Annotated in this window: 26 protein-coding genes; 16 read left to right on the top strand and 10 right to left on the bottom strand. The window is 71.5% G+C overall.

Features of this window, described 5'->3' with window-relative positions:
• The first annotated feature begins 60 nt into the window (after window positions 1-60).
• Window positions 61-966 carry a LysR family transcriptional regulator gene (locus SLW56_RS18850; protein ID WP_017909607.1) on the top strand — a complete coding sequence of 302 codons (906 nt, stop codon included), beginning with the start codon at window positions 61-63 and terminating at the stop codon, window positions 964-966.
• A 107-nt stretch (window positions 967-1,073) separates the two neighbouring features.
• The gene (locus SLW56_RS18845) at window positions 1,074-1,643 is read left to right on the top strand and encodes a flavodoxin family protein (protein WP_010343649.1); all 570 of its coding nucleotides are present in this window, start codon (window positions 1,074-1,076) and stop codon (window positions 1,641-1,643) included.
• A gap of 200 nt (window positions 1,644-1,843) precedes the next feature.
• Here the strand turns inward: SLW56_RS18845 and SLW56_RS18840 are convergent, their stop codons facing one another.
• Window positions 1,844-2,755: a LysR family transcriptional regulator gene (locus SLW56_RS18840; RefSeq protein WP_267124319.1), complete on the bottom strand. Its 912-nt coding sequence runs from the start codon at window positions 2,753-2,755 to the stop codon at window positions 1,844-1,846.
• Between the two features lie 147 nt (window positions 2,756-2,902).
• Here SLW56_RS18840 and SLW56_RS18835 point away from each other — a divergent pair, with 147 nt between their 5' ends.
• The 12 genes from SLW56_RS18835 to SLW56_RS18780 all read left to right on the top strand — a co-directional run bounded on the left by SLW56_RS18835 (window position 2,903) and on the right by SLW56_RS18780 (window position 14,396).
• Complete coding sequence (locus SLW56_RS18835) at window positions 2,903-3,970, top strand: aldo/keto reductase (protein ID WP_320695306.1); 1,068 nt, start codon at window positions 2,903-2,905, stop codon at window positions 3,968-3,970.
• Window positions 3,971-4,008: 38 nt separating this feature from the next.
• Window positions 4,009-4,428, top strand: a complete 420-nt coding sequence (locus SLW56_RS18830) for a carboxymuconolactone decarboxylase family protein (protein ID WP_267124321.1) — start codon at window positions 4,009-4,011, stop codon at window positions 4,426-4,428.
• 54 nt (window positions 4,429-4,482) lie between these two features.
• On the top strand, window positions 4,483-5,478 hold the full coding sequence (locus SLW56_RS18825; protein ID WP_295942980.1) for an aldo/keto reductase: 996 nt from the start codon (window positions 4,483-4,485) through the stop codon (window positions 5,476-5,478).
• 64 nt (window positions 5,479-5,542) lie between these two features.
• Window positions 5,543-6,244, top strand: a complete 702-nt coding sequence (locus tag SLW56_RS18820; protein WP_017909600.1) for a glycosyltransferase — start codon at window positions 5,543-5,545, stop codon at window positions 6,242-6,244.
• An 81-nt stretch (window positions 6,245-6,325) separates the two neighbouring features.
• Complete coding sequence (locus tag SLW56_RS18815; protein ID WP_267124703.1) at window positions 6,326-6,772, top strand: GNAT family N-acetyltransferase; 447 nt, start codon at window positions 6,326-6,328, stop codon at window positions 6,770-6,772.
• A 109-nt stretch (window positions 6,773-6,881) separates the two neighbouring features.
• A complete protein-coding gene (locus SLW56_RS18810) occupies window positions 6,882-7,898 on the top strand; it encodes a 3-oxoacyl-[acyl-carrier-protein] synthase III C-terminal domain-containing protein (protein ID WP_284467846.1) in 1,017 nt (338 codons plus the stop codon).
• 1 nt (window position 7,899) lies between these two features.
• Window positions 7,900-8,877 (top strand): NAD-dependent epimerase/dehydratase family protein, encoded by a 978-nt coding sequence (locus SLW56_RS18805; RefSeq protein ID WP_295920631.1) that lies wholly within the window; start codon window positions 7,900-7,902, stop codon window positions 8,875-8,877.
• The gene (locus SLW56_RS18800; RefSeq protein ID WP_295927474.1) at window positions 8,874-9,722 is read left to right on the top strand and encodes an MBL fold metallo-hydrolase; all 849 of its coding nucleotides are present in this window, start codon (window positions 8,874-8,876) and stop codon (window positions 9,720-9,722) included. The genes SLW56_RS18805 and SLW56_RS18800 overlap by 4 nt, the downstream gene beginning before the upstream one ends.
• A complete protein-coding gene (locus tag SLW56_RS18795; protein ID WP_320695305.1) occupies window positions 9,715-10,896 on the top strand; it encodes an ATP-grasp domain-containing protein in 1,182 nt (393 codons plus the stop codon). The genes SLW56_RS18800 and SLW56_RS18795 overlap by 8 nt, the downstream gene beginning before the upstream one ends.
• Window positions 10,893-12,008 carry a hypothetical protein gene (locus SLW56_RS18790; RefSeq protein ID WP_320695304.1) on the top strand — a complete coding sequence of 372 codons (1,116 nt, stop codon included), beginning with the start codon at window positions 10,893-10,895 and terminating at the stop codon, window positions 12,006-12,008. Before SLW56_RS18795 ends, SLW56_RS18790 begins: the two co-directional genes overlap by 4 nt.
• A 143-nt stretch (window positions 12,009-12,151) precedes the next feature.
• Window positions 12,152-13,339, top strand: a complete 1,188-nt coding sequence (locus tag SLW56_RS18785) for a GGDEF domain-containing protein (RefSeq protein WP_320695303.1) — start codon at window positions 12,152-12,154, stop codon at window positions 13,337-13,339.
• A gap of 43 nt (window positions 13,340-13,382) precedes the next feature.
• Window positions 13,383-14,396, top strand: coding sequence for a Rieske 2Fe-2S domain-containing protein (locus SLW56_RS18780; RefSeq protein ID WP_320695302.1), 1,014 nt, complete (start codon window positions 13,383-13,385; stop codon window positions 14,394-14,396).
• Here the strand turns inward: SLW56_RS18780 and SLW56_RS18775 are convergent.
• From SLW56_RS18775 to SLW56_RS18765, 3 genes are all read right to left on the bottom strand, one after another.
• The gene (locus SLW56_RS18775; RefSeq protein WP_320695301.1) at window positions 14,386-16,482 is read right to left on the bottom strand and encodes an EAL domain-containing protein; all 2,097 of its coding nucleotides are present in this window, start codon (window positions 16,480-16,482) and stop codon (window positions 14,386-14,388) included. The two genes, SLW56_RS18780 and SLW56_RS18775, sit on opposite strands and share 11 nt — an antisense overlap.
• Before the next feature lie 24 nt (window positions 16,483-16,506).
• Window positions 16,507-17,283 (bottom strand): hypothetical protein, encoded by a 777-nt coding sequence (locus tag SLW56_RS18770; RefSeq protein WP_320695300.1) that lies wholly within the window; start codon window positions 17,281-17,283, stop codon window positions 16,507-16,509.
• A gap of 177 nt (window positions 17,284-17,460) precedes the next feature.
• Complete coding sequence (locus SLW56_RS18765) at window positions 17,461-18,390, bottom strand: oxygenase MpaB family protein (RefSeq protein ID WP_320695299.1); 930 nt, start codon at window positions 18,388-18,390, stop codon at window positions 17,461-17,463.
• A 114-nt stretch (window positions 18,391-18,504) separates the two neighbouring features.
• Here SLW56_RS18765 and SLW56_RS18760 point away from each other — a divergent pair, with 114 nt between their 5' ends.
• Both SLW56_RS18760 and SLW56_RS18755 read left to right on the top strand, forming a co-directional pair.
• Window positions 18,505-19,182, top strand: a complete 678-nt coding sequence (locus tag SLW56_RS18760; protein ID WP_223875750.1) for a hypothetical protein — start codon at window positions 18,505-18,507, stop codon at window positions 19,180-19,182.
• Window positions 19,183-19,527: 345 nt separating this feature from the next.
• Window positions 19,528-21,606, top strand: a complete 2,079-nt coding sequence (locus tag SLW56_RS18755; protein ID WP_320695298.1) for a TonB-dependent siderophore receptor — start codon at window positions 19,528-19,530, stop codon at window positions 21,604-21,606.
• Window positions 21,607-22,159: 553 nt separating this feature from the next.
• On the opposite strand, the gene SLW56_RS18750 is transcribed toward SLW56_RS18755, so the two are convergent.
• The 6 genes from SLW56_RS18750 to SLW56_RS18725 form a co-directional block, all read right to left on the bottom strand.
• Entirely contained in the window at window positions 22,160-22,555 is a 396-nt protein-coding gene (locus tag SLW56_RS18750; protein ID WP_267100571.1) for a hypothetical protein, read from the bottom strand.
• A 44-nt stretch (window positions 22,556-22,599) separates the two neighbouring features.
• Window positions 22,600-23,367 carry a LytTR family DNA-binding domain-containing protein gene (locus tag SLW56_RS18745; RefSeq protein WP_017916878.1) on the bottom strand — a complete coding sequence of 256 codons (768 nt, stop codon included), beginning with the start codon at window positions 23,365-23,367 and terminating at the stop codon, window positions 22,600-22,602.
• Complete coding sequence (locus SLW56_RS18740; RefSeq protein WP_320695297.1) at window positions 23,360-24,664, bottom strand: histidine kinase; 1,305 nt, start codon at window positions 24,662-24,664, stop codon at window positions 23,360-23,362. Before SLW56_RS18740 ends, SLW56_RS18745 begins: the two co-directional genes overlap by 8 nt.
• A gap of 168 nt (window positions 24,665-24,832) precedes the next feature.
• On the bottom strand, window positions 24,833-25,051 hold the full coding sequence (locus SLW56_RS18735; protein WP_267087372.1) for a hypothetical protein: 219 nt from the start codon (window positions 25,049-25,051) through the stop codon (window positions 24,833-24,835).
• Window positions 25,032-25,481: a type II 3-dehydroquinate dehydratase gene (locus SLW56_RS18730; RefSeq protein ID WP_152182479.1), complete on the bottom strand. Its 450-nt coding sequence runs from the start codon at window positions 25,479-25,481 to the stop codon at window positions 25,032-25,034. Before SLW56_RS18730 ends, SLW56_RS18735 begins: the two co-directional genes overlap by 20 nt.
• 10 nt (window positions 25,482-25,491) lie before the next feature.
• Window positions 25,492-25,914, bottom strand: a complete 423-nt coding sequence (locus tag SLW56_RS18725) for a hypothetical protein (protein ID WP_017913863.1) — start codon at window positions 25,912-25,914, stop codon at window positions 25,492-25,494.
• Window positions 25,915-26,057 lie beyond the last annotated feature (143 nt).

Genomic DNA, 26,057 nt, shown 5'->3' with positions numbered 1-26,057 from the left:
TCCGCCATCTGCGGGAATAAATTACCCTGCCGCCGACGATCCATTTCAGGAACCGAAACAATGGACACGCTGGAGGCGATGCGGGTCTTTGTCGCCGTCGTCGACCGCAACGGCTTCAACGCCGCTGCCGACGCGCTGGGCATTTCCACCGCCAGCGTCACCCGCCAGGTGGCGTGGCTGGAACAGCGCCTGGGCTCGCGCCTGCTCAACCGCACCACCCGCCGGGTCAGCCCGAGCAGTGTCGGCGCGGCGTATTACCAGCGCTGCCAGTTGCTGCTGGCCGAGTTCGACGACATGGAGGCGGCGGTCGGCGAGCAGGCGCTGACGCCCTCCGGCACGCTGCGGATCAACGCACCGTTCAGTTTCAGCGTCGCCCGGCTGGGCCCGCGCCTGGCCGGCTACAGCGCGCGCTATCCGCAGGTCGCCCTCGATCTGTCGCTGTCCGACCGCCTGGTGGACATCGTCGAGGAAGGCTACGACCTGGCGATCCGCATCACCCGCCAGGTGGCGCCCACCTTGATCGCGCGCAAGCTCGGCGAAGTGCAGGCGTTCCTGTGCGCGTCGCCGGACTACCTGGCGCGTGCCGGCACCCCGCAGCTGGCCGCCGACCTCGCCGGCCACGCCTTCCTCAGTTACAGCTACGTGCAGGACGACCTGACCCTGCACGGCCCCGACGGCGCGACCCAGGTGCGGGTGGCCGGCACCCTGCGCGCCAATTGCGGCGACGTGCTGCGCGAGGCGGCCATCGCCGGCATGGGCGTCACCGTGCAACCGGACTTCATGGCCGAAGCGGCGCTGGAGGACGGCCGCCTGGTGCGGGTGCTGCCCGACCATGAGATCGGGCCGATCGGCGTCTACGCGGTGTACGCCAGCCGCAGCCACCTGGCGCCGAAGGTGCGCAGCTTCATCGACTACCTGGTCGAAGTGGGCATCGACCGCACGATGCGCTCCCCGGCCGAGAGCTGAACCGCGGCGCGCGGACCGGACACAACATCCCGCCGATGGCGCTGATCGCGGCGGCCGCGCATGCGCACAATGCCCGCGCTTTTCCCCTCACCTTCAGGAGTCCGCGTATGAGCAAGATCGCGATCGTCTACTTCAGCGGCTACGGCCACACCGTCAAGCAGGCCGAGGCCGTGCACGCCGGCGCCGCCAGCGTCGGCGAGGCCACGCTGTACCGCATCGACCAGGACGGCAACCTGCCCGACGGCGCCTGGGAGGCCATCGGCCAGGCCGACGCCATCGTCTACGGCAGCCCGACCTACATGGGCGGCCCGGCCTGGCAGTTCAAGAAGTTCGCCGACGCCAGCTCCAAGCCGTGGTTCGCGCAGGCCTGGAAGGACAAGATCGCCGCCGGCTTCACCAACTCGGCCTCGGTCAACGGCGACAAGTTCGCCACCATCGAATACTTCTGGACCCTGGCCCAGCAGCACGGCCAGATCTGGGTCGGCACCGGCCTGCTGCCGTCCAACACCAAGGCGCACGGCCCGAACGACGTGAACTGGACCGCCGGCTCCGGCGGCGCGCTGGCGATCTCGCCGTCCGACGCCTCGCCGGACGAGGCGCCGCGCAGCGGCGACCTGGAGACCGCGCGCCTGCTCGGCAAGCGTGTGGCCGAGTTCGCGGCCAAGCTCAAGGGCTGAGTCCGACGGTGCCGCCCGCAAAGGGCGGCACCCTGCATCGCGATCGCAGCGGTCTCCGGGCGAGGCGATGCCCCTTCGGCGCCCGGCCTTTGCCGGTCGGGCGCTTCCTCGAGGCAACAATGCCCTCGCGCTGCGGCGCTGCCGCGTGTTCTCTGCATTCTGGTCTCGCCATGCACCGGCCCTCGGCCAGCGCCATCGCGCTACACCGTGCCACCCACTGGATGCGCCGCACGCAGATGATCGATGAACACCCGCAGCTTCGGCGGCAGGTGTTCGCGCGCCGGGTAGTAGATGTGCCAGCCGGCGAACGGCGCGTGCCAGTCGTCCAGCACCTGCTGCAGGCGGCCGACGGCGACGTCGGCAGCCACCTGCCACTCGAACGCCTGGCCCAGACCCAGACCGCGGCGCGCGGCATCCAGGCCGACCGCGGTGTCGTTGACCACCAGCCGCCCGCTGACTTCGACCAGGAAATCATGGCCGTCGCGGGTGAACTCCCAGGCCTGCAGGCGGCCATCGGTGCGGCGCCAGCGGATGCAGTCGTGCGCGGCCAGTTCGGCCGGCGTGCGCGGTACGCCGTGCGCAGCGAAATACGCCGGCGCAGCCACCACCGTCTGCCGCTGCGGCGGTCCCAGCGGCACCGCGATCATGTCGCGCGCCAGGCTCTCGCCCAGGCGGATGCCGGCGTCGAAGCCGCCGGCGACGATGTCGGCCAGGGTCCGATCCGAATACAGCTCCACGCTGACCTCCGGATAGCGCGCCAGGAACGCCGGCAGCTGCGGGCACACCAGTTGCTCGGCGGCCACCAGCGGCAGGTTGATGCGCAGCGTGCCGGCCGGGCGGTCGCGCAGGAAATCCAGGTCGGCGAAGGCCGCATCGATCTGCGCCAGGCCCGGCGCCACCCGCTGCAGGAAGCGCTCGCCATGCTCGCTCAGGCCGACCCGGCGGGTGGTGCGGTTGAGCAGGCGTGCGCCCAGCTGCGCCTCCAGCGCGCGCAATGTCTGCGACAGCGCCGAGGGCGAGACGCCCAGCTCGGCGGCAGCGCGGGTGAAGCTGCCATGGTGGGCGACGCGGACGAAGGCGACGACGGCGGACAGCGGCGGTGGACGGTGCATGGCGAACGGGCGGCAGTGGAAGGACGAACGCGGCGGGCGAACCAGCCATTGTTTAGCACAGCTTCAAAGCACATGCGGATTACCTGGATTTATCCGTTGCGACATGGCGCCTACAGTGCCCGCACCCTCACTCCGGAGACCGCCGCGATGGCCCTCGATCACTACCGCCTGCTCGGCCGTTCCGGCCTGCGCGTCAGCCCGCTGTGCCTGGGCACCATGACCTTCGGCGCCGACTGGGGCTGGGGCGCGGACGAAGCCGAGGCGCGCCGCCTGTTCGACCTGTACGTGGATGCCGGCGGCAACTTCCTCGATACCGCCAACATCTACACCAACGGCAGCGCCGAGACCCTGCTCGGCCGATTCGTCGCCGGCCGCCGCGACCGCCTGGTGATCGCCAGCAAGTTCGCGCTCAATCCCTTCCCCGGCGACCCCAACGGCGGCGGCAACCACCGCAAGGCGCTGCTGCGCTCGGTCGACGCCAGCCTGGCGCGGCTGGGCACCGATTACCTGGACCTGCTGTATCTGCACGCCTGGGACGGCACCACCGGCATCGACGAGGTCATGCGCGGCTTCGACGACCTGGTGCGCGCCGGCAAGATCCTCTACGCCGGCATCTCCGACACCCCCGCCTGGCAGGTGGCGCGCATGCAGACCCTGGCCGACCTGCGCGGCTGGACGCCGTTCGTCGCCCTGCAGATCGAGTACTCGCTGGCGCAGCGCACGGTCGAGCGCGAGCTGGTGCCGATGGCCGAGGTGCTGGGCATGTCGGTGCTGGCCTGGTCGCCGCTGGCGATGGGCGTGCTCACCGGCAAGTACGGCGCCGCCGATCTGGCGCGGGTGCGCTCGGCCGCCTCCGGTGGCGCGCAGGTCGATGGCGTGGGCCGCGCCGAGGTCGCGCATTCGCAACGCACCTTCAACGAACACGCGCTGGCAGTGGCCGAGGCTGTGGTGGCGCTGGCCGCCGAGCTGCAGCGCTCGCCGGCGCAGGTGGCGCTGGCCTGGCTGCTGGCGCGCGGGGCGATGCCGATCGTCGGCGCGCGCAGCGTGGCGCAATTGCAGGACAACCTGGGCGCACTCACCCTGCACCTGGATGCCGAGGCGCTGCAGCGGCTGGATGCCGCCAGCGCGATCGAACTGGGCTTCCCGCACGACTTCCTGGCCTCGCCCAACCCGCAGGCGCTGCTGAGCGGCGGCACCCGCATCCAGCCGCGCTGAGCGCGGCGTCCTGCCCCTTCGCACACGAGCACCATTCCATGGCATCCATCGCGAACGCGTTGCCGAGCAACATGACCCTGGCCGAGGCCGAAGCGGCCGGCATCGCGCAGATCGCCGCGCTGATGGGCCCGCAGCAGGGCGCGGCGATCCGCGCCCTGGCCGACGACGCGGACACCGCGCTGAGCGGCCGCGGCGCCGCCATCGCCTTCGCCGAGATCTACCGCGCCGACAGCGCGCTGGACCTGAAGACCCGCGAACTGGTCACGGTGGCGGTGCTGGCCAGCCTCGGCCACGCCGCACCGCAGTTGCGCCTGCATTTGCGCGCCGCGCAGGCGGCAGGCGCCAGCCGTGCGGAGATCTTCGCCGTGCTCGACCAGTTGTACGCCTACGTCGGCCTCCCCACCGCGCTCAATGCCCTGGCCGTCGCCCGCGACGCGCTGGGCACGTCCTCACCCTGAGCGAACCGCCCGGCGGCCACGCTTTCCCTCCCCTCCCCCTCAGGAGCATCCTCCATGCAAACCCGCACCCTCGGCCGCAACGGCCCCCGCGTCTCCGCCCTCGGCCTCGGCTGCATGGGCATGAGCGCGTTCTACGGCGGCCGCAGCGACGACGCCGCCGCGATCGCGGTCATCCATGCCGCGATCGAGCACGGCGTCAGCCTCATCGACACCGCCGACATGTACGGCCCCCACACCAACGAAGTGCTGGTGGGCAAGGCGCTGGCCGGGCGCCGCGACCAAGTCGTGCTGGCGACCAAGTTCGGCATCAAGCTCGACCCCAACGACCCGGCCGCACGCGGCATCGACGGCCGCCCGGAATACGTGCAGTCGGCCTGCGAGGCCAGCCTGCGCCGGCTCGGCGTGGACCACATCGACCTGTACTACCAGCATCGGGTGGATCCGAACGTGCCGATCGAGGACACGGTCGGGGCGATGGCGCGGCTGGTGGAACAGGGCAAGGTGCGCTTCCTCGGCCTGTCCGAAGCCGCCGCGGCCACCATCCGCCGCGCGCACGCGGTGCATCCGATCACCGCGCTGCAGAGCGAGTACTCGCTGTGGTCGCGCGATCCGGAACACGACGGCGTGCTGGAGACGGTGCGCGAGCTGGGCATCGGCTTCGTGCCGTACTCGCCGCTGGGCCGCGGCTTCCTGACCGGGGCGATCCGCTCGCCGGAGGACTTCGAGGCAGACGACTACCGCCGCCATTCGCCGCGCTTCCAGGGCGAGAACTTCGACCGCAACCTGCAGCTGGTGGAGCGGGTACGTGAGCTGGCGCAGGCCAAGGGCGTGACCCCGGGGCAACTGGCGCTGGCCTGGGTGCTGGCGCAGGGCGAGGACCTGGTGCCGATCCCGGGCACCAAGCGCCTGGCCTACCTGGAAGAGAACCTGGGCGCGCTGCAGGTGAAGCTGAGCGCCGAGGAGCTGGCGCAGATCGAGGCGATCTTCCCCGCCGATGCCGCCGCCGGCCATCGCTACCCCGCCGCCTCGCGCGGCGCGCTGCAGGGCTGAACCGCGCCCCCGGCCGCGGCGCGGGTCGATTGCCCGCGCCGCCCCGGCCCCGCATGATGCGGGGGTGATCTCCTTCATCGTCCCCGCGCACGACGAAGCCGCCCTGATCGGCGACACGCTGGCCTCGCTGCATGTCGCCGCCCAGGCGCTGCGGCTGGACTGCGAGACGCTGGTGGTGGCCGATGCCTGCCGCGACGGCACCGCCGAGATCGCGCGCCGGCACGGCGCGCAGGTGCTGGAGGTGGAACTGCGGCACATCGCCGCCGTGCGCAATGCCGGCGCCGCCGCCAGCCGCGGCCGCCATCTGCTGTTCGTCGATGCCGACACCCGGGTCAACACCCCGCTGCTGGCCGCGGCGCTGCGCGCGCTCGGCACCGGCGCGGTCGGCGGCGGCGCGCAGGTGCGCCTGCTCGGCGACATCGCCTGGCACGAACGCCTGGCGCAGGCGCTGTTCGGTTGGCTGTTCCGCTGCACCGGCATCGCCCCCGGCTGCTTCCTGTTCTGCACGCGCAGCGCCTTCGTCGCCGCCGGCGGCTTCGACGAGCGCTACTACGCCGGCGAGGACGTGGCGCTGAGCCGCGCACTGGCGCGGCAGGGACGCTTCGTGATCCTGCGCGAGCCGGTGCACACCTCCGACCGCAAGCTGCGCAGCTTCAGCAAGCGTGAGCACCTGGGGCTGCTGTTGCGCCTGCTGCGCCGCGGCCGCAGCCTGCTGCGCTCGCGCGACGGACTTGGCTTCTGGTATGGGCAGCGTCGCGGGCGCTAACGCGCCGCCCATTTCCGCACAGATTGCGTCGGGTCGGCAAAGCGGTTGCGCCCGACGCGGGCGACTTCCTACTGTCTGCAAATGCGCGAGAACGGCACCCTGGACATCAGGAACGCGGCAATGGCGGACCGGCAGGCGATCGTGACGCTGATGGCGGCACTGGACTACGCCGGAACCGAGGACTTCATCGAGGCGCGCCTGGCGCAGCTCCTGGCACATCCGGACGCGGCCTTGCTGTTGGCCGCCTCAGGGGACGACGTCCTGGGTGTGTTGTCGCTGCACTTTCTGCCGCAGTTGGCATTGGCCGGCGACATCTGCCGCATCAGCTATTTCTGCGTCGACAATCGCGCGCGCGGCGCCGGAGTGGGACAGCGTTTGCTGGCAGAGGGCGAGGCGCTGGCGCGGCAGCGCGGCTGCGACCGCCTGGAGGTGCACTGCCACAGCCGGCGGGAACGCGCGCACGCCTTCTATCGGCGCGAAGGCTTTGTCGAAGCGCCCACGTATTTCGCCAGGTCGCTGCGCGATTGAAGATTGTCTGAGGTCGCCAGCCGCAGACAGCGGCGCGATCTTCCTAAGGGCGGTTGCCGGCGCCGAGGCGCTGGCAGTACGCTGCGCGCCCCTTGTGCGAGCTTTACGGATGAGCGTCCACACCAGCAGGCCCATCGCGCTGCGCATCCTCGGCACGGGCGAGTATCTGCCCGCGCAGCAGGTGCCGGCGGAGGCCTTCGACCGGCGCTGGGGCAAGCCCGCCGGCTGGACCCTGCGGCATACCGGGGTCGCCACGCGGCACTACGCGGGCGCCGACGAGCCGGCCACCTTCATGGGCGAACGCGCCGCGCGCGCGGCGCTGGACGCGGCGCAGTTGCAGGCGCACGAGGTCGATTGCGTGATCAGCGCCTGCAGCCTGATGGAACAGGCGATCCCGTGCAGCGCGGCGCTGCTGCACGCGCGGCTGGGCCTGCAGGGTAGCGGCATCCCGGCCTTCGACATCAACGCCACCTGCCTGAGCTTCATCGCCGCGCTCGACCTGGCCGCCTGCGCGATCGCCGCCGGCCGCCATCGCCGCGTGCTGATCGTCTCCAGCGAGATCGCCAGCGTCGGCCTCAATCCGGACGATGCGGATACCGCGCCGCTGTTCGGCGACGGTGCCGCCGCGGTGGTGCTCGGCGCCGACGACGGCGCCAGCGGTTCGCAATTGCTGGCGGCGCGCCTGGAAACCTATTCCGAAGGCATCGACCACTGCCGCGTGCGCGCCGGCGGCACCCGCCTGCGCCTGGATCACGGCGTCGACGCGCTGCGCGCCGGCTCGCAGTTCGAAATGAACGGGCGCGCCACCTACCGGCTGGCCGCGGCGAAGCTGCCAGGTTTCCTGCAGCGGCTGCTGGCGCAGGCCGGGGTCGAGCTGGCGCAGCTGCGGCGGATCGTGCCGCACCAGGCCAGCGCCAAGGCGCTGCGCCACCTGCGCGTGGCGCTGGGGCTGACGCCGGACGCGCTGATCGAGGTGATCGGCCACCGCGGCAACCAGATGGCCGCGTCGATTCCCGGCGCGCTGCACCAGGCGATCGCCAGCGGCCGCATCGTCCGTGGCGACCTGATCGGCCTGGTCGGCTCCGGCGCCGGGCTGGCGTTCGGTGGCGCGGTGTTGCGCTACTGACATGGCCCGCGTCCTGGTCACCGGCGCGTCCGGCTTCATCGGCGCCTACATCGTGCGCGCCCTGGCCGATGCCGGCGTAGCGGTGCGCGCCAGCGGTCGCGACGCCGCCAAGCTGGCGGCCTTCGCCGGCAATCCGCGGATCGAGGTCGTGCCCGCCGAGCTGTGTCGCGATGACCTGGCGCCGTTGCTGCGCGGCTGCGATGCGGTGATCCACTGCGCCGCGTTGTCGGCACCTTGGGCCAGCGCCGAGACCTTCCGCCTGGCCAACGTGGTCGCCACCGAACGCCTGCTCGCCGCCGCGCTCGCCGCGCGCGTGCGTCGCTTCGTGCACTTCAGTTCGCCTAGCATCTACTTCCGCTTCGCCGATCAATACCAGATCACCGAAGACTTCACCCCGCCGGCGCGCTGGATCGGCGGCTATCCGCAGACCAAGTGGGAAGCCGAGGAAAAGGTGCGCGCCGCCGCCGTGGCCGGACTGCCGGCGGTGGTGCTGCGCCCGCGCGCGGTGTTCGGCCATGGCGACAACGCGATCGTGCCGCGCTTGCTGGCGGTGGCGCAGCGCGGCTGGTTCCCGCTGGTCAACGGCGGCCGCGCGATGATCGATGTGTGCTGCGTGGAGAACGCGGTGGCCGCGGCGCTGGCGGCGCTGCGCGCTGAGCACATCGGCGATGGCCGCGCCTACAACATCAGCAACGGCGTGCCGATCGCGGTGCGCGACCTGCTGACCGAACTGTTCGCGGTGCTGCGCCTGCGCGTGCGCCTGTTGCCGCTGCCGCGCGGACCGGCGTTGGCACTGGCCACGCTCGGCGAGCAGATCGCGCTACGCCGTCGCGGGCAGCCGGAGCCGCGGCTCAGCCGCTACGGTATCGGCGTGCTCGGCTATTCGCAGACGCTGGACATCGGCCGCGCCCGCCGCGAACTCGGCTATGCGCCGGTGCTGTCGACCCAGGCCGGGCTGGCCGCGCTGGGGCGGCCATGAGTGCGCCCCGGCTGCAGTGGCGGCTGTACGAAGCCGGCCATTGCACGCATCCGGAGCGCGCCACGCGCCGCGGCGCGCCGCTGGCGCCATGTCCGTTTCCGGCGCTGGCGGCCCTGCTGCAGCATCCGCAGCAGGGCGACCTGTTGTTCGACACCGGCTACGCCCGTCATTTCTTCGATGCCACCGCGCGCTTTCCCGAACGCCTGTACCGCTGGCTGACGCCCGTGCAATTGGCACCCGGGCAATCGCTGCGCGAACAACTCGCCCGCGACGGCGTGGATGCGGACCGCATCGGCTGGATCGTGCTGTCGCATTTCCATGGTGACCACGTCGGCGGCGTCGCCGATTTCCCACACGCGCGCCTGGCCTGCGCGCAAAAGGCCTGGGACGATCTGCAGCGCCGCGGCCGGCTGGCCGCGCTGCGCGAAGGTTTCCTGCCGGCACTGCTGCACGGCGCGCGCCCGCGCATGCACTGGATCGAGGCGCTGCCCGCGGCGCTGCCGCCCGCCGCACTGCGCGACTTCGGCACGCCACGCGACCTGTTCGGCGACGGCAGCGTGCTGCTGGTGCCGCTGCCCGGACATGCGCCCGGCCACTACGGCCTGTGGTTCGAGGACGCGCACGGCCCGGTGTTCCTGATCGCCGACGCGGCCTGGTCCAGCGCTGCGCTCGCCGACGGCACGCCGCCGCCAGCCCTGGTCACCCACCTGCTCGGCGAGCATCGCGTCTATCGCGACACCCTGGCGCGGCTGCATGCGCTGCGCCAGGCCGAGCCGGGCTTGCGCCTGGTGCCCTCGCATTGTCGGCAATGGCGGCCGGCACCGGCGGAGCACCCGCATGGCTGAGGCCCCCGGCGTGCTGATCACCGGCGCACGCGCGCCGGTCGCCCTGGACCTGGCGCGCCGCTTCGCCGCGCAGGGTTGGCGGGTGCACCTGGCCGACAGCGTCGCCAGTCGCATCTCCGGCTGGTCGCGCGCGGTGACCGCGCATCACCGCGTCGCCCCGGCACGCGATGCGCCGCGCGCCTGGCTGGCCGATCTCAATGGCGTGCTCGCCCGCCAGCGCATCGACGTGCTGGTGCCGACCTGCGAGGAAGTGTTCTACCTGGCCCGCTACCGCGGCGCGCTGCCGACGCAGTTGCACCTGCCGCTGCAGGACTTCGACACGCTGCGCACGCTGCACAGCAAGTACGCCTTCATGGCACTGGCGCGCGGCCTGGACAGCGACGTCGACGTGCCCGCCAGCGTGCGCGTGCGCAACCTGGTGCAGGCGCGCGAGTGGGCCGGCGACACGCCGCTGGTGTTGAAACCGGAATTCTCGCGCTTCGGCGTGCATGTGCGGCTGTACCCGCAAGGCGGGCCCGCCGATGCCACGCCGCTGCCCGCGCAGGGCGACTGGGTCGCACAACGCTACTGTGAGGGCGAGGAACGCTGCTCGTATGCGCTGGCGCGCGACGGCATGTTGCTGGCGCATGCGGTGTACCGCCCGCGCTATCGGCTGCGGCGCAGCTCCAGCTATTACTTCGACGCGGCGCCGGATCCGCAGATCGAGCGCTTCACCGCGCAACTGGTGCAGGCGCTGCGCTTCACTGGGCAGATTTCCTTCGACTGGATGGTGTCCGCGCAAGGGCGCTGCAGCGTGATCGAATGCAATCCGCGCGCGACCAGCGGCCTGCACCTGTTCGCCGCGACCGATCCGCTGGTGGCCTTGCTGTGCGGCGACGCGGGCGCAGCGCCGGCGCCGTTGCGCCCGGCCGACGACCGCGCGGCGATGCTGGGCATGCTGATGCTGGGCGTGGCGTTGCCGGCGGCGCTGGGCCAGGGTCGGCTGCGGCAGTGGCGCCGCGACTACGCACGCGCCGAGGACGTACTGGCGCCGCGCGGCGACCGCTGGCCGTTGGCCGGCACGCTGTGCGACCTGGGCAGCCACGCGCGCCTGGCGCTGGCACAACGCTGCAGCGTGCGCGAAGCCGCCACCCGCGATACCGAGTGGGACGGCGAGGCACTGCCGCCGCCATGAGCCATGGCGACGCCGCCGCAGCAGCCGCCGACTACGCCGCGCAGCTGCAACGCTTCGCCGCGCTGCACGCCGGCGGCGACGCGCAGCAGCTGGCCGACAACGCACATGCGCGCATCGAGGTATTGCAGGCGGGCGACCTGGCGCTGCCGGTGACGGTCGGCGAACGCCACCCCGGCAACGCCTGGGTGTGCTCGCCGCGCACCACCTACGCCGACTACGCTGCCGAGGAGGCCGCACGGCTGCTGCCGGGCACGCTGGCCGCGCCGGTACGCGGCCTGTGCGGCGGCATCGGCGCCTGGCTGGACTGGGCACGGATCGACCGCGCGGTCACCCTCAACAACTGGCTGCTGTCCACCAACCTGTACCCGCCGCTGCCGCCGAGCGGCTTGCGCGCGTTGCTGGATGTCGCACGCGCGCGCTGGCCCGACCACGCGCTGTGGTTCCGCTCGCTCAACGCGGTGGATACGCCGCAGTGGCTGCACGCGCTGCAGGCCGAAGGCTTCACCCTGATCGGCAGCCGCCAGGTCTACCTGTACGAGGACTGGCCGCAACTGTTGCGTCATCGCGACCTGGCCCGCGACCTCAAACTGGTCGACCGCCGCGACCTGCAGCGCTGCGGCAACGACGCCATCGGCGAGGCCGACTATCCGCGCATCGCCGCGCTGTATGCGCAGCTGTATCTGGAGAAATATTCGCACTGCAATCCGGCCTACCACGCCGGCTTCCTGCGCGCCTGGCACCGCGCCGGGCTGCTGCGCTTCGACGGCTTCCGGGATGGCGACGGGCAACTGGTCTGCATCACCGGCCTGTTCGGCGTCGGCGGCACCGTCACCGCACCGATCGTCGGCTACGACCTGCAGCTGCCGCAGCGGCTGGCGCTGTACCGCACCCTCACCGCCTGCGGCATCGACCATGCGCGACGGTATGGCCAGCGCCTCAACCAGAGCGCCGGCGCGGCCAGTTTCAAGCGCCAGCGCGGCGGCACGCCGGTCATCGAGTACAGCGCGGTCGATGCGCGCCACCTGCCGCTGCGGCGACGCCAGCCGATCGCCGCGCTCGGCGCCCTGACCCGGCGCATCGGTGTCCCGCTGATGCGCCAGTACCGGCTGTGAGGCCAGGCAGCGCCGGGCCCGAAGGCGGGCCGTAATCGTTTTCAGCGTCGATCACGCATGCCGCGTCGGCTGCCCGACACTGGCACTGGCATATACTTTGCTGCATCTGCAACACCTCATCGCCGCTGCGGCCCGGAACATCTGTGGAATGGATTGCGCATCTGGCCCATGCCGGCACCTTGCTGATCGTCAACGCATTGCTCGCGGCGGTGTCCTCGGCGATGTTCCTGGCGCTGTACGTCACCGGCCGCAAGGAACGGCACGCCCGCAGTCTGTTGCTGCTGACGCTGAGCTACGCCGTCTTCACCCTGGGCTTCGGCACCCTGCTGGCGCCGGCCTGGCACTACATGGACGTCTGGGTCGCGCCCGCCGGCAACGTCACCCTCGACGTGGCCACCGCACTGACGCTGGTGGCGGTAAACGCCTACCTGCGACGCCCGCTGCTGCAGTGGACATTGCTGGTCCCGATCGCGCTGCTCTGCGTGCTGGAACTCTACAGCCTGCACTACACAGGCCTCGATCACCGCATCATGGTGATCTTCGGCGGCCTGGTGCGCGGCATGCTGACCCTGGCCACCGCGGTGGCGCTGTGGCGCCATGCCGACAGTACCGTGCGCACGCCGGCGCGCTTCACGGCCGTCTTCCATTTCCTGTGGGCCGGCATGGTCGGGCTGCGGGTGGTCTGGTGGGCCGTCCATCCCGACGTCGATACCAGCTACGACCCGACCACCAACTTCGGCCTGCTCTCGCGCATCGTGCTGACCGCCAGCATCACCCCCGGCTTCCTGTGGATGCTGACCCGCGAAATGAACGCGGAACTGCGGCGGCACGCCTCGCAGGATCCGCTCACCGGGGTCACCAACCGCCGGGTGATGTGGGAGCGCGGCGAGGCGGCGACCCTCGATGCCGCACGCAAGCGGGCGTCGATCGCGGTGCTGATGATCGACGTGGACCATTTCAAGGCGATCAACGACCGCTTCGGCCATGCGGTCGGCGACCAGGTGCTGGTCGCCATCGCGCAGACCCTGACGCAGCACATCCGCATGCCGGACCTGCTGGCGCGCATCGGCGGCGAGGAGTTCATGGTGCTGATTCCGCAGGGCGACGAGGCGTCGGTGCGCGATCTCGCCGAGCGCCTGCGGCGGCGCATCGCGCAGCAACAGATCGATGCCGCGCCGGAGGCGCCGCTGGTGTGCACGGTGAGCATCGGCTACTGCCTGTCGCCCGGGGCGCAGGCGTCCTGGCAGACCTTGGTGCTGGCCGCCGACCAGGCGCTGTACGCGGCCAAGCGCGCCGGCCGCAACCGGGTCGCCGGCACCACCATCGCATGAACGCGCGCGGCGCGCGGCACACCACGCGCGTGGCGCCGGCGGCATGAGCGCCTGGCATCCGTCCCTGTACCGGCAGTGGTTCGCCGTCGCCCCCGCCACGGCGTTGCGGCGCCAGCCGCTGGCGGTGTCGGTGATGGACCGGCATGCGGCGATCGCGCGTTGCGCCGACGGCGGCCTGCTGGCGCTGGAAGACCGCTGCCCGCACCGGCACGCGCCGCTGTCGGCCGGCTGCGCCACCGGCGACGGCCTGTCCTGCCCCTATCACGGCTGGCGCTTCGACCGCGCCGGCGCCCTGCGCGAGATCCCCGGCCTGCCGCCGGGGCAGGCGCCGCCAGCGGTGCGGGTCCGCGCCTTCGCCGCGCGCGAGCACGACGGCCTGATCTGGCTGCGTCCCGATCCGGAAGGCGCGGACGCGCCCTCGCACCTGGTGCAGGCGCTGCAGCCGTCGGCGCGGCGCTTCCTGTGGCGCACGCGCTGGGATGCGCACGTGGTCGATGCGCTGGAGAACTTCCTGGACCCGCTGCACACCCATCTGCTGCATCCGGGGCTGGTGCGGCGCGGCGGCGCGCGCACCGCCATGCGCGCCGAGCTGCGCCACACCGACGAAGGCTTCCACGTCGACTACCGCGGCGCCGCGGCGCAGAGCGGCTGGCTGTACCGGTTGTTCGAGTCGCCGCGCATCCTGGAACGCGCGCATTTCGCCGCGCCCGGCAGCGCGCAGATCGAGTACCGCTACGCGCGCGGCGGCCGCGTGCGGATCAGCCTGCACTTCACCCCGCTCGACGCGCGCAGCACCGACGTCTTCGCCAGCCTGCACGTGGAGGGGCGCTGGGCGCCGGCGTGGGCGGTGCGGCTGCTGGTGTGGCCGCTGCTGCGCCGGGTCGGCGAACAGGACCGGCGCATGCTCGCGCTGCAGTCGCGCAACCTGCAGCGCTATCCGGGCGCGCGCGGTGCCTCCACCGCGCTGGACCTGGTGCGCGAACCGCTGCGGCGTTACTGGGACGGCGAGCCGCTGCCGGCACCGGGCAGCGGCCACGACGTGGAACTCATGCTGTGACCGCGCCGAACCGCTGCAGCACATCCGCCAACGGGGCCGGACGCCCGAGCAGATAGCCCTGCACGCCGCCGCAGCCGTGCGTGCGCAACCAGCGCAGCTGCGCCTCGGTTTCCACGCCCTCGGCGACCACGTCCAGCCCCAGGCAATGCCCCAGGGTCAGCAGCGCCTGGCAGATCGAGGCGTTGCGCGGATCGCGGTCGACCTCGGCGACGAAGCTGCGATCGATCTTCAGCGTGTCCAGCGGCAGGTCGCGCAGATACGCCATGCTGGAGAAGCCGGTGCCGACATCGTCCAGGGCCACGCGCACGCCCAGCGCGCGCAACTGCCGCAGCACGTCGCCGGCCTGCTGCGGCTGCCGCATCAGGCTGCTCTCGGTCAGCTCCAACTGCAGGCCGTTGGCGGCCAGCCCGGCCTCGGCGCAGGCCTGCACCAGGTCGGCGACCAGGTCGCCGTCGAAGAACTGCAGCGCCGACACGTTCACCGCCACCGGCAGGTCCGGCCATCCGTGCTCGACCAGGGCGCGACGCGCCCGCGCCGCCGCGCGCATCACCCAGCGCCCCAGCGGCAGGATCAGCCCGGTGTCCTCGCACAACTGGATGAACGCATCCGGCGCGATGAAACCGCCATCGGCCTGCGGCCAGAGGATCAGTGCTTCCAGTTCGCGCGGCGCGCCGCTGACGGCATCCATGATCGGCTGGAAATACAGCTCGAACTCCTGGCGCTCGATCGCCTGCTGGATACGCCCGGCCAGGCGCAGGCGTTCGCCGGTGCGCGCGGCCATGGCGCGGTCGAAGCGCACCAGGCTGCGGCCCTCTGCCTGCGCCGCATGCGCGGCCTGCGCGGCGCTGCCGATCGCCTCGTCGGCATCGGCGGCATCGTCCGGACACAGCGCCACGCCGATGTGCGCCTGCAGCTGCTGAGCGAATTCGCCGCCCTGCACCGGTGCGTACAGCGCTTCCTGCAGCGCCTGCAAGGCCAGCGGCAGGGCCTGCGGGTCCAGGATCGCCAGCACGAAGTCCTGCGCCGGCTGGTGCGCGCTCAGCCCGAAGCGCTCGCCGAGCGCGCGGATGCGCTCGGCCACTGCGCAACGCACTGCATCGCCGACGGCGCGGCCCAGGGTGTCGCCGATCAGGGCAAGGCCACGCACCTGCACGTAGGCGATGGCGTAGCCGCCGCGCTGCGCGCGCAGGGCTTCGGCCAGCGCCCGCGGCTTGAGCAGGCCGGTGCTGAATTCGTGGCGTGCGAGATAGGCCAGTTCGCGTTCGTGGGCCAGGCGCTCAGTGACGTCCTCGGCCAGGATCAGCCGCGCCGGCACGCCGCCGAACTCCAGGTCGGCGCTGTGGATGCACACCGACAGCAGGCTGCCGTCCTTGCGCCGATGCGTCCACACGCTCGGCGCGTCGAAGCCCTCGCGCGGTTTGCGCACGTCCTGCAGCAAGCGCTCGGCATCCTCCGCCGGGCGCAGGTCGCGCAGGTCCATCGCCAGGAATTCCTCGCGGCTGTAGCCGTACTGGCGCACCGCGGCCTGGTTCACTTCCAGGAAGCGCAGGCTGTCCACGGCGAACACCCAGTACGGCAACGGATTGCGATCGAACACCAGGCGGAACTGGCGCTCAGCATCGAGCAGGCGCGCGTGCGCCGCCACCCGGTCGCTGACATCCTGCACCGCGCCGGTCATGCACACGCCCTCGCGGGTGTGCACCAGCGCGCCGCGCGCTGCCAGCCAGCGCAGGCGTCCATCGGGCAGGTGCATGCGATAGACGGTGTTGTAGTCCGCGCGCCCTTGCGCCGCGTCCTCGTACAGCTGCGTCACCCGTGCGCGATCCTCGTCGTGGATCCGCGCCAGGAACGCCTCGATGGGCAGTTGCATGCGCTGCAGGCCGAACATCGCGCCGGTCGGTTCGGACAGGCGCAGCACGCGCCGCGCGATGTCGACGCGCCAGGTGCCGATGCCGCCCATCCCGTGCGCCAGGCGCAGATCCTCGTCGCCGCGGCGCAGGCGCTGCAGCAGGTGGCGCTGGCGACGCTCGGCGCGGCGCAGGCTGACCAGCAGATAGGCCAGGCCGAGCAGGTACAGCACGTACACCAGCGCCGCCGCCGCGGCGAACCATCACCAGCCGGACAGCGTCTCGCGCAGCCCCACGCCAGCCACCGCCAGCAACGGATACGCACCGCCGCCGCTCAGCGCCAGGATCCGCGGTGTCCCGTCGAAGACATCGCGGCGTACCCCCAGGGCGCCGCCGTGCGGCATCGGCTGCGCCAGCGCGATCGGCAGACGTGGCTGGCCGGCCGCGAGCGGACGGCTGGCGGCCAGCAGCACGCCCTGCGCGTCGGTCAGCGCGACGATGCCGTCGCGCCCGCTGTCGGTGCCCTGCACGATGCGTTGCAACGCGGCCACCCGCCATTGCGCCTCGACCCAGCCATCGGTGCCCCACGGGACCGCCACGCGCACCACCGCCTCGCCATCGGCCAGGCGCACTGGCGGACTCACGCAGACCCGGTCGCCGCAGCGCGCGCGCGGCATCCATGCGCGCAGTTGCGGATCGCCCGTGCCGCCGAAGCGGCGTTGGCCCTGCACATCCAGCAGGGCCACGTCGCGCAGTTCCGGGTGCCGCGCCTGCAGGCCGTGCAGCGAGGCGGCGATCAGCTCGGGCGCTCGCATCGGCGTCTCCGCCAGCAGCGCCTGCGCACTCAGGCCCTCGCCATGCAGGGCCTGGCCGAGATTGTCCAGTTGCAACTGCAGCAGGCGGTCGCTGCCGGTGGCCAGGGCCAGGCTCTGCCGCTGCGCTGCGGCCAGGCGGTTGTGGCGGTCCTGCGCCAGCACCAGCACCAGGCCGGCGGCCAGCAGCACCGCCAGCGCCACGCCCCAGGTCGCGATCGCCCGCAACGGCGCGCGCGTGACGCGACGCAGGCTGTGCCGAAAGCGACGGTCACGCTTCCTGTCGGCGAGCGGGTTCGGCGGCATCGAGGGTCGGGAGTGCGGCGTAGATGCTGGATACAGCGGCCTGGGATCGGCGATCTTGACCATCCGTGACGCGATACTGCGTTCAGCGATGCGGATAAATCATTCAGTCCGCTGCGGCCACTGCGCCAGTGCCTGCGTCGTCAGTCCCACCCGTCGGCACGCACGCGCGGCGATGCCATCGTGCAGTGCCACCCGGAACAGCGGCGCCACCTGCTGCAGCAACCAGGCCGGCACCGTCGGGCCGGTGCGCTGCAGCCGTGCCTGCCGCAGCAGGGCGCTGGCCCATGGCGGCAGCAAGGCCGCGCCGGCGCCCAGGAACAGTTCGCGCGACAGCCCCGGCGCCGGCACCGGCAGACGCAGCCCGGACAGCACCGCCAGCACCTCGCGCGAGCGCGCATCCACCCGCAGCAGCGGCCGCTGCCGCGCGAAATAGTCCAGCACCGCCGCCTCGCTGGCCGGGACGTCGCGTGCGCCCAGCGCTTCGGCGACGCGCCGGCCTTCGTCGTAATAGCGGTCGGCGATCGCCGTCGGCGCCGCGCGGCAGTAGCGGCGGTAGCCCTGCAGGAAGCCGTAGGCCTCGGTCACGTGGACCCAGGTCAGCAGCGCCGGATCGTCGGCGGCGTAGGCGCGCCCGTCGGGCGTGTGGCCGCGCACCCGCGTGTGGATCGCACGCACACGGGCGATCTGGCGCTGCGCCGCGTCGGTGGGCGCGTAGCTGGTGGCGGCGACGAACTGGGTGGTGCGGCGCAGGCGCCCGACCAGATCCTCGCGAAAGTTGGAATGGTCGTAGACCCCGGCCAGCGCCAGCGGATGCAGGGTCTGCAGCAGCAGCGCACACAGCCCGCCGGCCAGCATCCCGGGAAACTCGGCATGGATGCGCCAGGTGACGCTGTCCGGACCGAACAGGCCCACATCGCCAAGCGGCTGGTCGTAGTCGATGGCGTCGCGCTCGCGCGGGAACGCGCCCAGCACCCAGCGGCGGATCTGCGCGGTGGCCGGAGCGGAGAGGGTGCGTAGCAGCGGGGGCATGCGCCGATGGTAGCGAAAGCGGCGCGAGCGCCGTGCGATGGCGTATGGCGCGCCGCTGCCGCGCCGCATGTGCGACCGCAGCATGCACTTTGCGGCCGCTGTGCTAGAAAGAAGCTGCCTCAAGATCGCCAACCGACGTTCCGCGTCCGTCACCGCATCTGCAAGGAGCCCGTCATGCTCGCTCTGTTCAAAGGCTTGGGATTGCTGCTCGAGGACAACGCGCTGCATCAGCGCTCGTTTCCCGAACAGGTCGCGCACTGGCAGCACAAGAGCGAGGCGCAGATCCGCGAAGAGGTCGCGTTGCTGGCCAAGGCCAAGCAGCAGTGGCTGGTGGCGTCGATCATCGGCTGGCAGGCGATCTCGCTGATCCTGCTCGGCGTGATCACTGCGCAGTTGTGGCAGCACGACTACCACCTGACGTTCTCGCGCATCGTCATCGTGGTCACCTCGTGGGTGGCGATCCTGTTCGTGATCTGGTTCATCGCCAACATGTTCGACCGCACCGCCGGCTTCGAGCGCTGGCTCACCGCGTTCAACAGCCGCGAACCGCTGTCGGCCGATGCCGATACCGTGGAGTGCGTGGCCGACGCGCTGAACATGGCGCGCAAGTACCCGGAGATCCTCGCCTACAAGCGCGAGGTGGTGGCCAACCGCGAACTGCGCCACGAGGACATCCGGATCATGCGCGAGATGGGCCGCATCCGCCTGCATGCCGAACTGGTCGCCTCGCTGATCCAATTCGAAGGCACGCCGCCCGGCGGCCAGCCCGGCGTGTTCCGCGTCGCCGGCTGAGTCGGCCGCACACGCATCTCACGCGCGCCGTCTGCGATAGACGGCGCGCCCGCCGACCACATCACGCGCGGGCGCGAATCGGGCGCAACACGCGCACAGTCGGTCGTGATCCGCGCGTCCGACGGCGTGTGCGCTCAAGCCCGCGATCGCCGCAAGGGCGCAACGCCACGGCGATGCCAGCCCCCAGTCAAACCGCACCGACCCGACGCAGCCGGCGTCGGCCGACCGCGGTGACACGGGGCATTCCCAACGCCCGTTTCGCGAAATATAATCATTCTCGATTAGAACTTTCGCTCCACGGTCTCGATGACACTGCATCCCCTTTCGTGCGCCTGCCTGCTGGGCATGGCGCTGTCTCTGCCTGCGCACGCCGCCAGTGCCGACACCGCCTCGAACGCCGACAGCGGCGTCGATGCCGCACAGGCGACCGCCCTGCCCACGGTGCAGGTGCGCGCCGATGCGCAGAGCGGCTTCCGCGCCACCGGACCGGTGCAGGCCGACAAGTCGGATGCGCCGCTGGCGCAGACGCCGTTCTCGATCACCGTGGTGCCGCGCGCGCTGCTGGACAGCCAGCAGGCGCGCACCCTGTCCGATGCCCTGCACAACGTCTCCGGGGTCGTCGCCAACACCTACGGCCGGCGCGGCTGGGACGACCTGATCATCCGCGGCCAGACCGCCTCCGACGCGCTGTTCGTCGACGGCCTGCGCACCGCCGACAGCAACCGCGTGGCCGAGCAACTGTTCGGCGTGCAGCAGGTGGAGGTGCTGAAGGGCCCGGCTTCGCTGCTGTACGGACAGGTGCTGCCGGGCGGCTTGGTCAACCTGATCAGCAAGCGTCCCGGCGCCGAGCCGATGCGGCGGGTCGACCTGGGCGTGGGCAGCGACGGCCTGCGCCAGGGCAGCGTCGATCTCACCCAGCCGCTGTCGGCCGATGGCAAGGTCGCACTGCGCCTCAATGCGCTGGCGATGAACAGCGACGACCCGACCGACCACGTGTACTTCCGCAGCCGCTGGATCGCCCCCTCGCTGTCGCTGGACCTGGGCCCGCGCACCGATTTCGTGCTGCTGACCAGCTACCAGGAACGCGACTACATCCGCCAGCAGGGCCTGCCCTGGGAAGGCAGCGCCGAACCCAATCGCAACGGCAGGATCGACCGCGCGCTGTTCACCGGCGAACCCGGGCAGCGGCCGTACCACAGCCATCAGAGCCGGATCGGCTACGTGCTCGATCACCGCTTCGACAACGGCTGGAGCCTGCACCATGCCGCGCGCTGGCAGAGCTTCGGCCTGGACGGTTTCCTGATCGCCAACAACGGCCTGGCCGCCAACCTGCGCACCCTGCGCCGTACCGCCACCCAGCAACAGTTCGACGGACGCACCTGGGTGCAGGACACCTACCTGCAGGGCGGCTTCGCCACCGGCACCTGGCAGCACACCGTCACCGCCGGCCTGGACGCGTTCAAGACCTGGGAATGGAACGTGCAGTCGACCTGCCGCGTCGGCAATCTCGACGTGTACGCGCCGGTCTACGGCAGCGCCGTGACCTGCCCGGCACGCCCCACCCGCGACAACCTCAGCGTGGTGATCTCGGGCGGCCTGTACCTGCGCGACCGCATCCAGTTCGCGCCGGACTGGCAACTGCTGGTGGGCCTGCGCCACGACCGCAGCCGCAACCGCAGCGAGGACCGGCTGGCCGGCAGCGACACGCGCACCGACAACAGTGCCACGACGGGTTCGGCAGCGCTGATGTTCGACGCCGGTGGCGGGCTGCGCCCGTATGTCAGCGTCGCCACCTCGTTCTATCCCAATGTCGGCGTCGATGCGCAGGGCGCGCAGTTCGATCCCGAGCGCGGGCGCCAGGTGGAACTGGGCGTCAAGATGGAAGTCGGCAGCGGCACCAGCCTGAGCATGGCGCTGTACGACCTGCGCCGGCGCAACGTGCTGCAGAGCGATCCGTTCAACGACGGCTACAGCATCGCCGTGGGCGAACAGCGCAGCCGCGGCCTGGAGCTCAACGCCGCCGCCGACCTGGGCAACGGGTTGAGCCTGTTCGGCGGCTACGCCTACACCGATGCGGTGGTCACCGACGACGGTGGCCAGCGTGTCAGCAGCGTCGGCAGCCGCCTGAACAACGTGCCGCGGCATAGCGGTTCTGTGTGGCTGCAGTACACCGCCCACGGCGCGGCCGACGGCTGGAGCGTCAGCGGCGGCGCCCGCGCCGAAGGCGAGAAGACCGCTTACGGCCATCGCATTCCCGGCTACCTGGTATTCGATGCCGGCCTGGGCTACCGCCAGGGCCATTGGCGCTACGCGCTGAACCTGAAGAACGCCTTCGACCGCGACTACTTCACCGGCGGCCTGCAGCGCGCCGTGGCCCTGGGCGACCCGCGCACGCTGTTGTTCTCGGTGGGCGTGGATTACTGAGTGGGTGCGCGTCATTGCGCACGACGCGACGCCGTTCGTGCCAGCGTGCTGTGGGATCGCGGGACAGCGTCCTGTGGGAGCGGCTTCAGTCGCGACGCGAGAGCCCATCCGGCGGCTCCGTTGCGGAGGCGTCGGGACTGAAGTCCCTCCCACAACGGCAGCGATCCGATTGCGACAGTCGGATGCAAGGGCGGATACGGCGACGCGATGCGTCGGTCGACCTCGCATCCGGGTCGCGGCTGACGCCGCTCCGACGGTGCCGATCTTCGGACCGCAACGAGGCATCGCGCAGGAACGGCTTCAGCCGCGACGCATGACGTCGTCCGACGGCTCTGCGGCAATGCCTCTCAACGGCTTCAGCCGCGACGCGCGACGTCCGACAGCTCCGCGGTAATGCCCGCGTGGGGGCGACTTCGGTCGCGACGCAAGACGCCATCCGGCAGCTCCATTGCAGACGCGTCGGGACTGAAGTCCCTCCCACAACAGCCGCGGCCATCGTGACATCGCTGGATGTGGCGGAAGATCGTATCGACCAGCCGTTCGCTATCGCCTCTCACTCGCGCCCGCAGGCCGACGCCGGTGCATCCGACACCACGCACTGGCGGAAGTCGCGTGGCAGCCCGGCGATCTCGCGGCGCTGACCGATCGCCAGATCGAAGGCCTGCAGCACGCGCGGATTGCAGGCAGCGCCATCGCCGCCGCTGGCCTGCGGCGATGCCGTGCAGGCGGCGTAGACCCGGTAGTGGCAGCGCCCGCTGCGGCTGTCGATGCAACGGAACGTGGCCAGGCCACCGCGATACGTGGTGCGGCTGAAGAGCAGCGGCACGCCGCGTTCGCTGGCCTGCACCACGGTCTCGCGGCGGGCGCCCATGGACAGGTCGAGATCGGCATGTCCCTGGCAGCCGAACAGGCCGAGCAGGCACGACCACAGCACGGAGAGCAGACGCATGGCGGAGATTCCTTGTTCCAGTGCGAAGCGGGGGTAATGCGCGGCTACATGCCGCGGAACAGGCTCATGTACGGCTGGCTGACGGTCAGGACCTCGTCGCGGTGGCGCAGCTTCAGCCGGCCCTTGCCGGTGTCGTCGCGCACCACCGAGGCCACCGCCTTGAGGTTGACGATGGTGGAGCGGTGGATCTGCCGGAACGCCGCCGGATCGAGCACGTCCAGCAGCTCGCGCAAGGAGGTGCGCAGCACCGCCTCGCCATCCCGGGTGAGCACCGTGGTGTACTTGCTGTCGGCCTGGAAATACAGCACATCGTCGAGCAGGATCAGCCGCGTCTCGCGGCCGCTGCTGGCGGTGACCCAGGCCAGCGGTGGCGGCGCCGACGGCGCGGCCGGGCGCTGCTGCAGACGCTGCAGCAGCGCGTCGAGCACCGCCGGATCCGGCCCCTGCGCCGCCCGTGCCTGCAGCCGCTGCACCGTGGCCTGCAGACGCTCGCGCACGATCGGCTTGAGCAGGTAGTCCACCGCGCCATGCTCGAACGCGTCGATGGCGTACTGGTCGTAGGCAGTGACGAACACCACCTGCGTGTGCGGGCTCAGTTCGCCCAGCGCACGCGCCACCTCGATGCCGCTCAGCCCGGGCATGCGGATGTCCAGGAACGCCACCTGCGGGCGCAGCTCGGCCAGCCGCTCCAGCGCGCTGGCGCCGTCCTCGCACTCGGCGACGATGCGCAACTCCGGCCACACCTCGCCCAGCAGCGCGACCAGCGCATCGCGCAGCAGGGTTTCGTCCTCGGCGACGATCGCGTCAGTCATGGTGCGCTCCCGTGTGCATCGCCACCGCTGCCGGCGCTGGCGGCGGTGTCTGCGTCGTCCCCGCCGGCCACGGCAGGGTAATGGTGGCGGCCACGCCGCTGGGGAAGTTGGAGACGATGGCGAAGCTCGCCGCGCCGGCATAGGTGAGGCGCAAGCGCTCGCGCAAATTCTTCAGGCCGATGCCGGTGCCGCTGGACTGGGTGTTGAAGCCCAGGCCGTCGTCGGCTACGGTCAGGGTGACGTGGTCGTCGACCGCGCGCGCCAGGATCCAGATGGTGCCGCCGCCGGGCTTGGGTTCCAGACCGTGCTTGATCGCGTTCTCCACCAGCGTCTGCAGCATCATCGACGGCAGCGGCAGCGTCTTCATCGTCTCCGGCACCTGCACCTGCAGTTGCAGGCGTGCGCCCATGCGGATGCGCAGGATCTCCAGGTACGCCTGGGTCCGCTCGAGTTCGTCGCCGAGCGAGCTCATCGCGTCCTCGGTGCTGGGCAGCGAACGCCGCAGGTACTGGATCAGATAGCCCAGCATCAGGTCGGCGCGCGGCGGATCGGTCCGCGCCAGCACCTGTGCACTGGCCAGCGTGTTGTAGAGGAAGTGCGGCTCGACCTGCGCGTGCAGCAGGTTCAGCCGCGCCACGGTCAGTTCCTGCTCGGTGGCGGCCTGTGTGGCGGCGGCCTGCTCGTCGCGGCGCAGCTCGGCCACGCGCCGCGCCAGCGCACGACCCAGGGCTTCGGCGTTCTCGTAGTTGCTGCCCTCGTCGACCGCGAACAGGTCGATCCAGGCGCTGGCATCCGGCTCCAGCAGCAGGGTCAGGCTGCTGGTGCCGGTGCCCGGGGTCACCGTCGCCACCACCTGGTTGCGCTTGACCGCGAAGCGCGCGGCCAGGTTCCAGCGCGACGGCGGGCGGCCGTTGTAGGGATCGATGCGGCGCACCTTGGCGCGCACCTGCAGGCTGTCCAGCGTGCTTTCCACCTCCTCCACCCGCGGCAGCTCGCGCACCGCCGCATCCAGCAGTGCGAACGCCTCATGGGTGTCCAGCGGGATCTCGATCTGGCGCCGCTGGCGGCTGGCCAGGGTGCCCCAGTCCAGGCGCCCGGCGATCAGCCAGACCTTGCGCAGGTGGGTGATGCCGGCGATCAGCGCCGACAGCATCAGCAGCATCGCCATCAGGCCGAACAGCCAGCCCGGCCCGGAATTCATGCCGTAGAACAAGCCGGCCCAGACGAAGGCGGCGACAACCACCGCCACTGCCCAGGCGCACAACAGGCGAACGAGGAAGAACAGGCTGGCGAGCATGGCGGCCGGGGACTGGGAAGTTCCGGCGAGGATAGCCGCGGCGTCGCACGGCGCCAGCGGCGTGCGACGAAACCGCCGCTGGCGAGGATGGGACCGGGCCTTGGCAGGACGAAACCGCAGCCCAGCCGCACGCCGAGGCGGCGGCGCCATTCCAGGCGACAGCGCGCCCTACAGCCGGCTCACGCTGCGGATGCGGATCTCCGCGCTGTCCACGCCATGACGTTGCGCCGCCTGCGCGCGCAGGCGGCACAGCAGCCGCTCCGGATCCAGCGGCGCGGGCTCGGCCCAGGTGTGCGCCAGGGTGCCCCAGGCCACGCGCTGGCCGAAGCTGTAGGCCTCGTAGTCGGCCAGATAGTGGCGCGCGCGCTCAGGTGCCGACGTGGACATCGCCTTCGTAGCCGTTGCAGCCAAGATGTTCGAGCGCGATCGACAGCGCCAGTGCGTAGCCCTGCGCGCAGTAGCCGCCGACCTGGCCCAGGCGCTGCCCCGACGCCGCACACAGGCAGGCTTCGCGGCGATCGCTGGCATCGTCGTGCACTTCCACGTAGGGCCGGCGCAGGTGCGCGACCGCGTCGGCGGTGATGGCGCTGTCCGAGCACGCGCCCGGATCCAGCAGCAGCATCTCCACCCCGGCCTGATCGGCCTGGGCCAGCGCCTGCAGCAGTTCGCGCTCGCTGGCGCAGCCGCGTACTGCCAGGGTCTTGCCGGCGCGGCCGGCATGGGCCAGCAATTGCCGCATCACCGGTGGGGCGATGCGGGCCGGGCGGCCGCGATGGCCGGCCACGCAGTCCGGGCCACGGAGCAACAGGATCGACATGGCGGCGCCCTCAGTTGGCCAGCGCCGCGCGCGCACCGAGCCGGCGCTGCGCCACGCCCAGGGCGATCGCGTAGCTGTCGGCGAGCGCACCGTTGGCGATCACCGTCAGCAACGGCATGTGCCGCGGATGCAGCAGCGGTTCCAGCGCCTGCGCGCTGGCATCGTGCACCTCGATGTACGGATGGCCCAGCGCATCCAGCGCCGCGCACAACTGCGCGCCATGGTCGGCCAGCTCTGATGCCGGCAACTCGCCGGAATCCAGCAGCACCAGCTCGGTGTCGTCGCACGCGCCCTGCCGCAGCCGCGCCACGATCTGCGCGGCATCGGCACAGGCCACCGGCACCACCTGCGCGGCATGGGAAGCGGCCAGACACTGCGCCGCGGCGATGGCCGACGCATCGCGATGCGGGCCCTGGATCAGCAGAATCGACATGGAACACATCCAACGGAAAGGACGTGGCGCAGTCTGCGCGCGCGCCGCGTAAGCGTTCCATGGCGGAAGAGGGCCTGGGGCGTAAAGCTTGCGTAAGGCGGGAATCGGGAATCGGGAATGGAGAATGGAGAATCGTTGAGCGC

Source organism: Xanthomonas sp. LF07-6, from assembly GCF_034105445.1.
Taxonomy (GTDB): domain Bacteria; phylum Pseudomonadota; class Gammaproteobacteria; order Xanthomonadales; family Xanthomonadaceae; genus Xanthomonas_A; species Xanthomonas_A sontii.
This window is presented reverse-complemented; position numbering and strand designations above follow the sequence as displayed.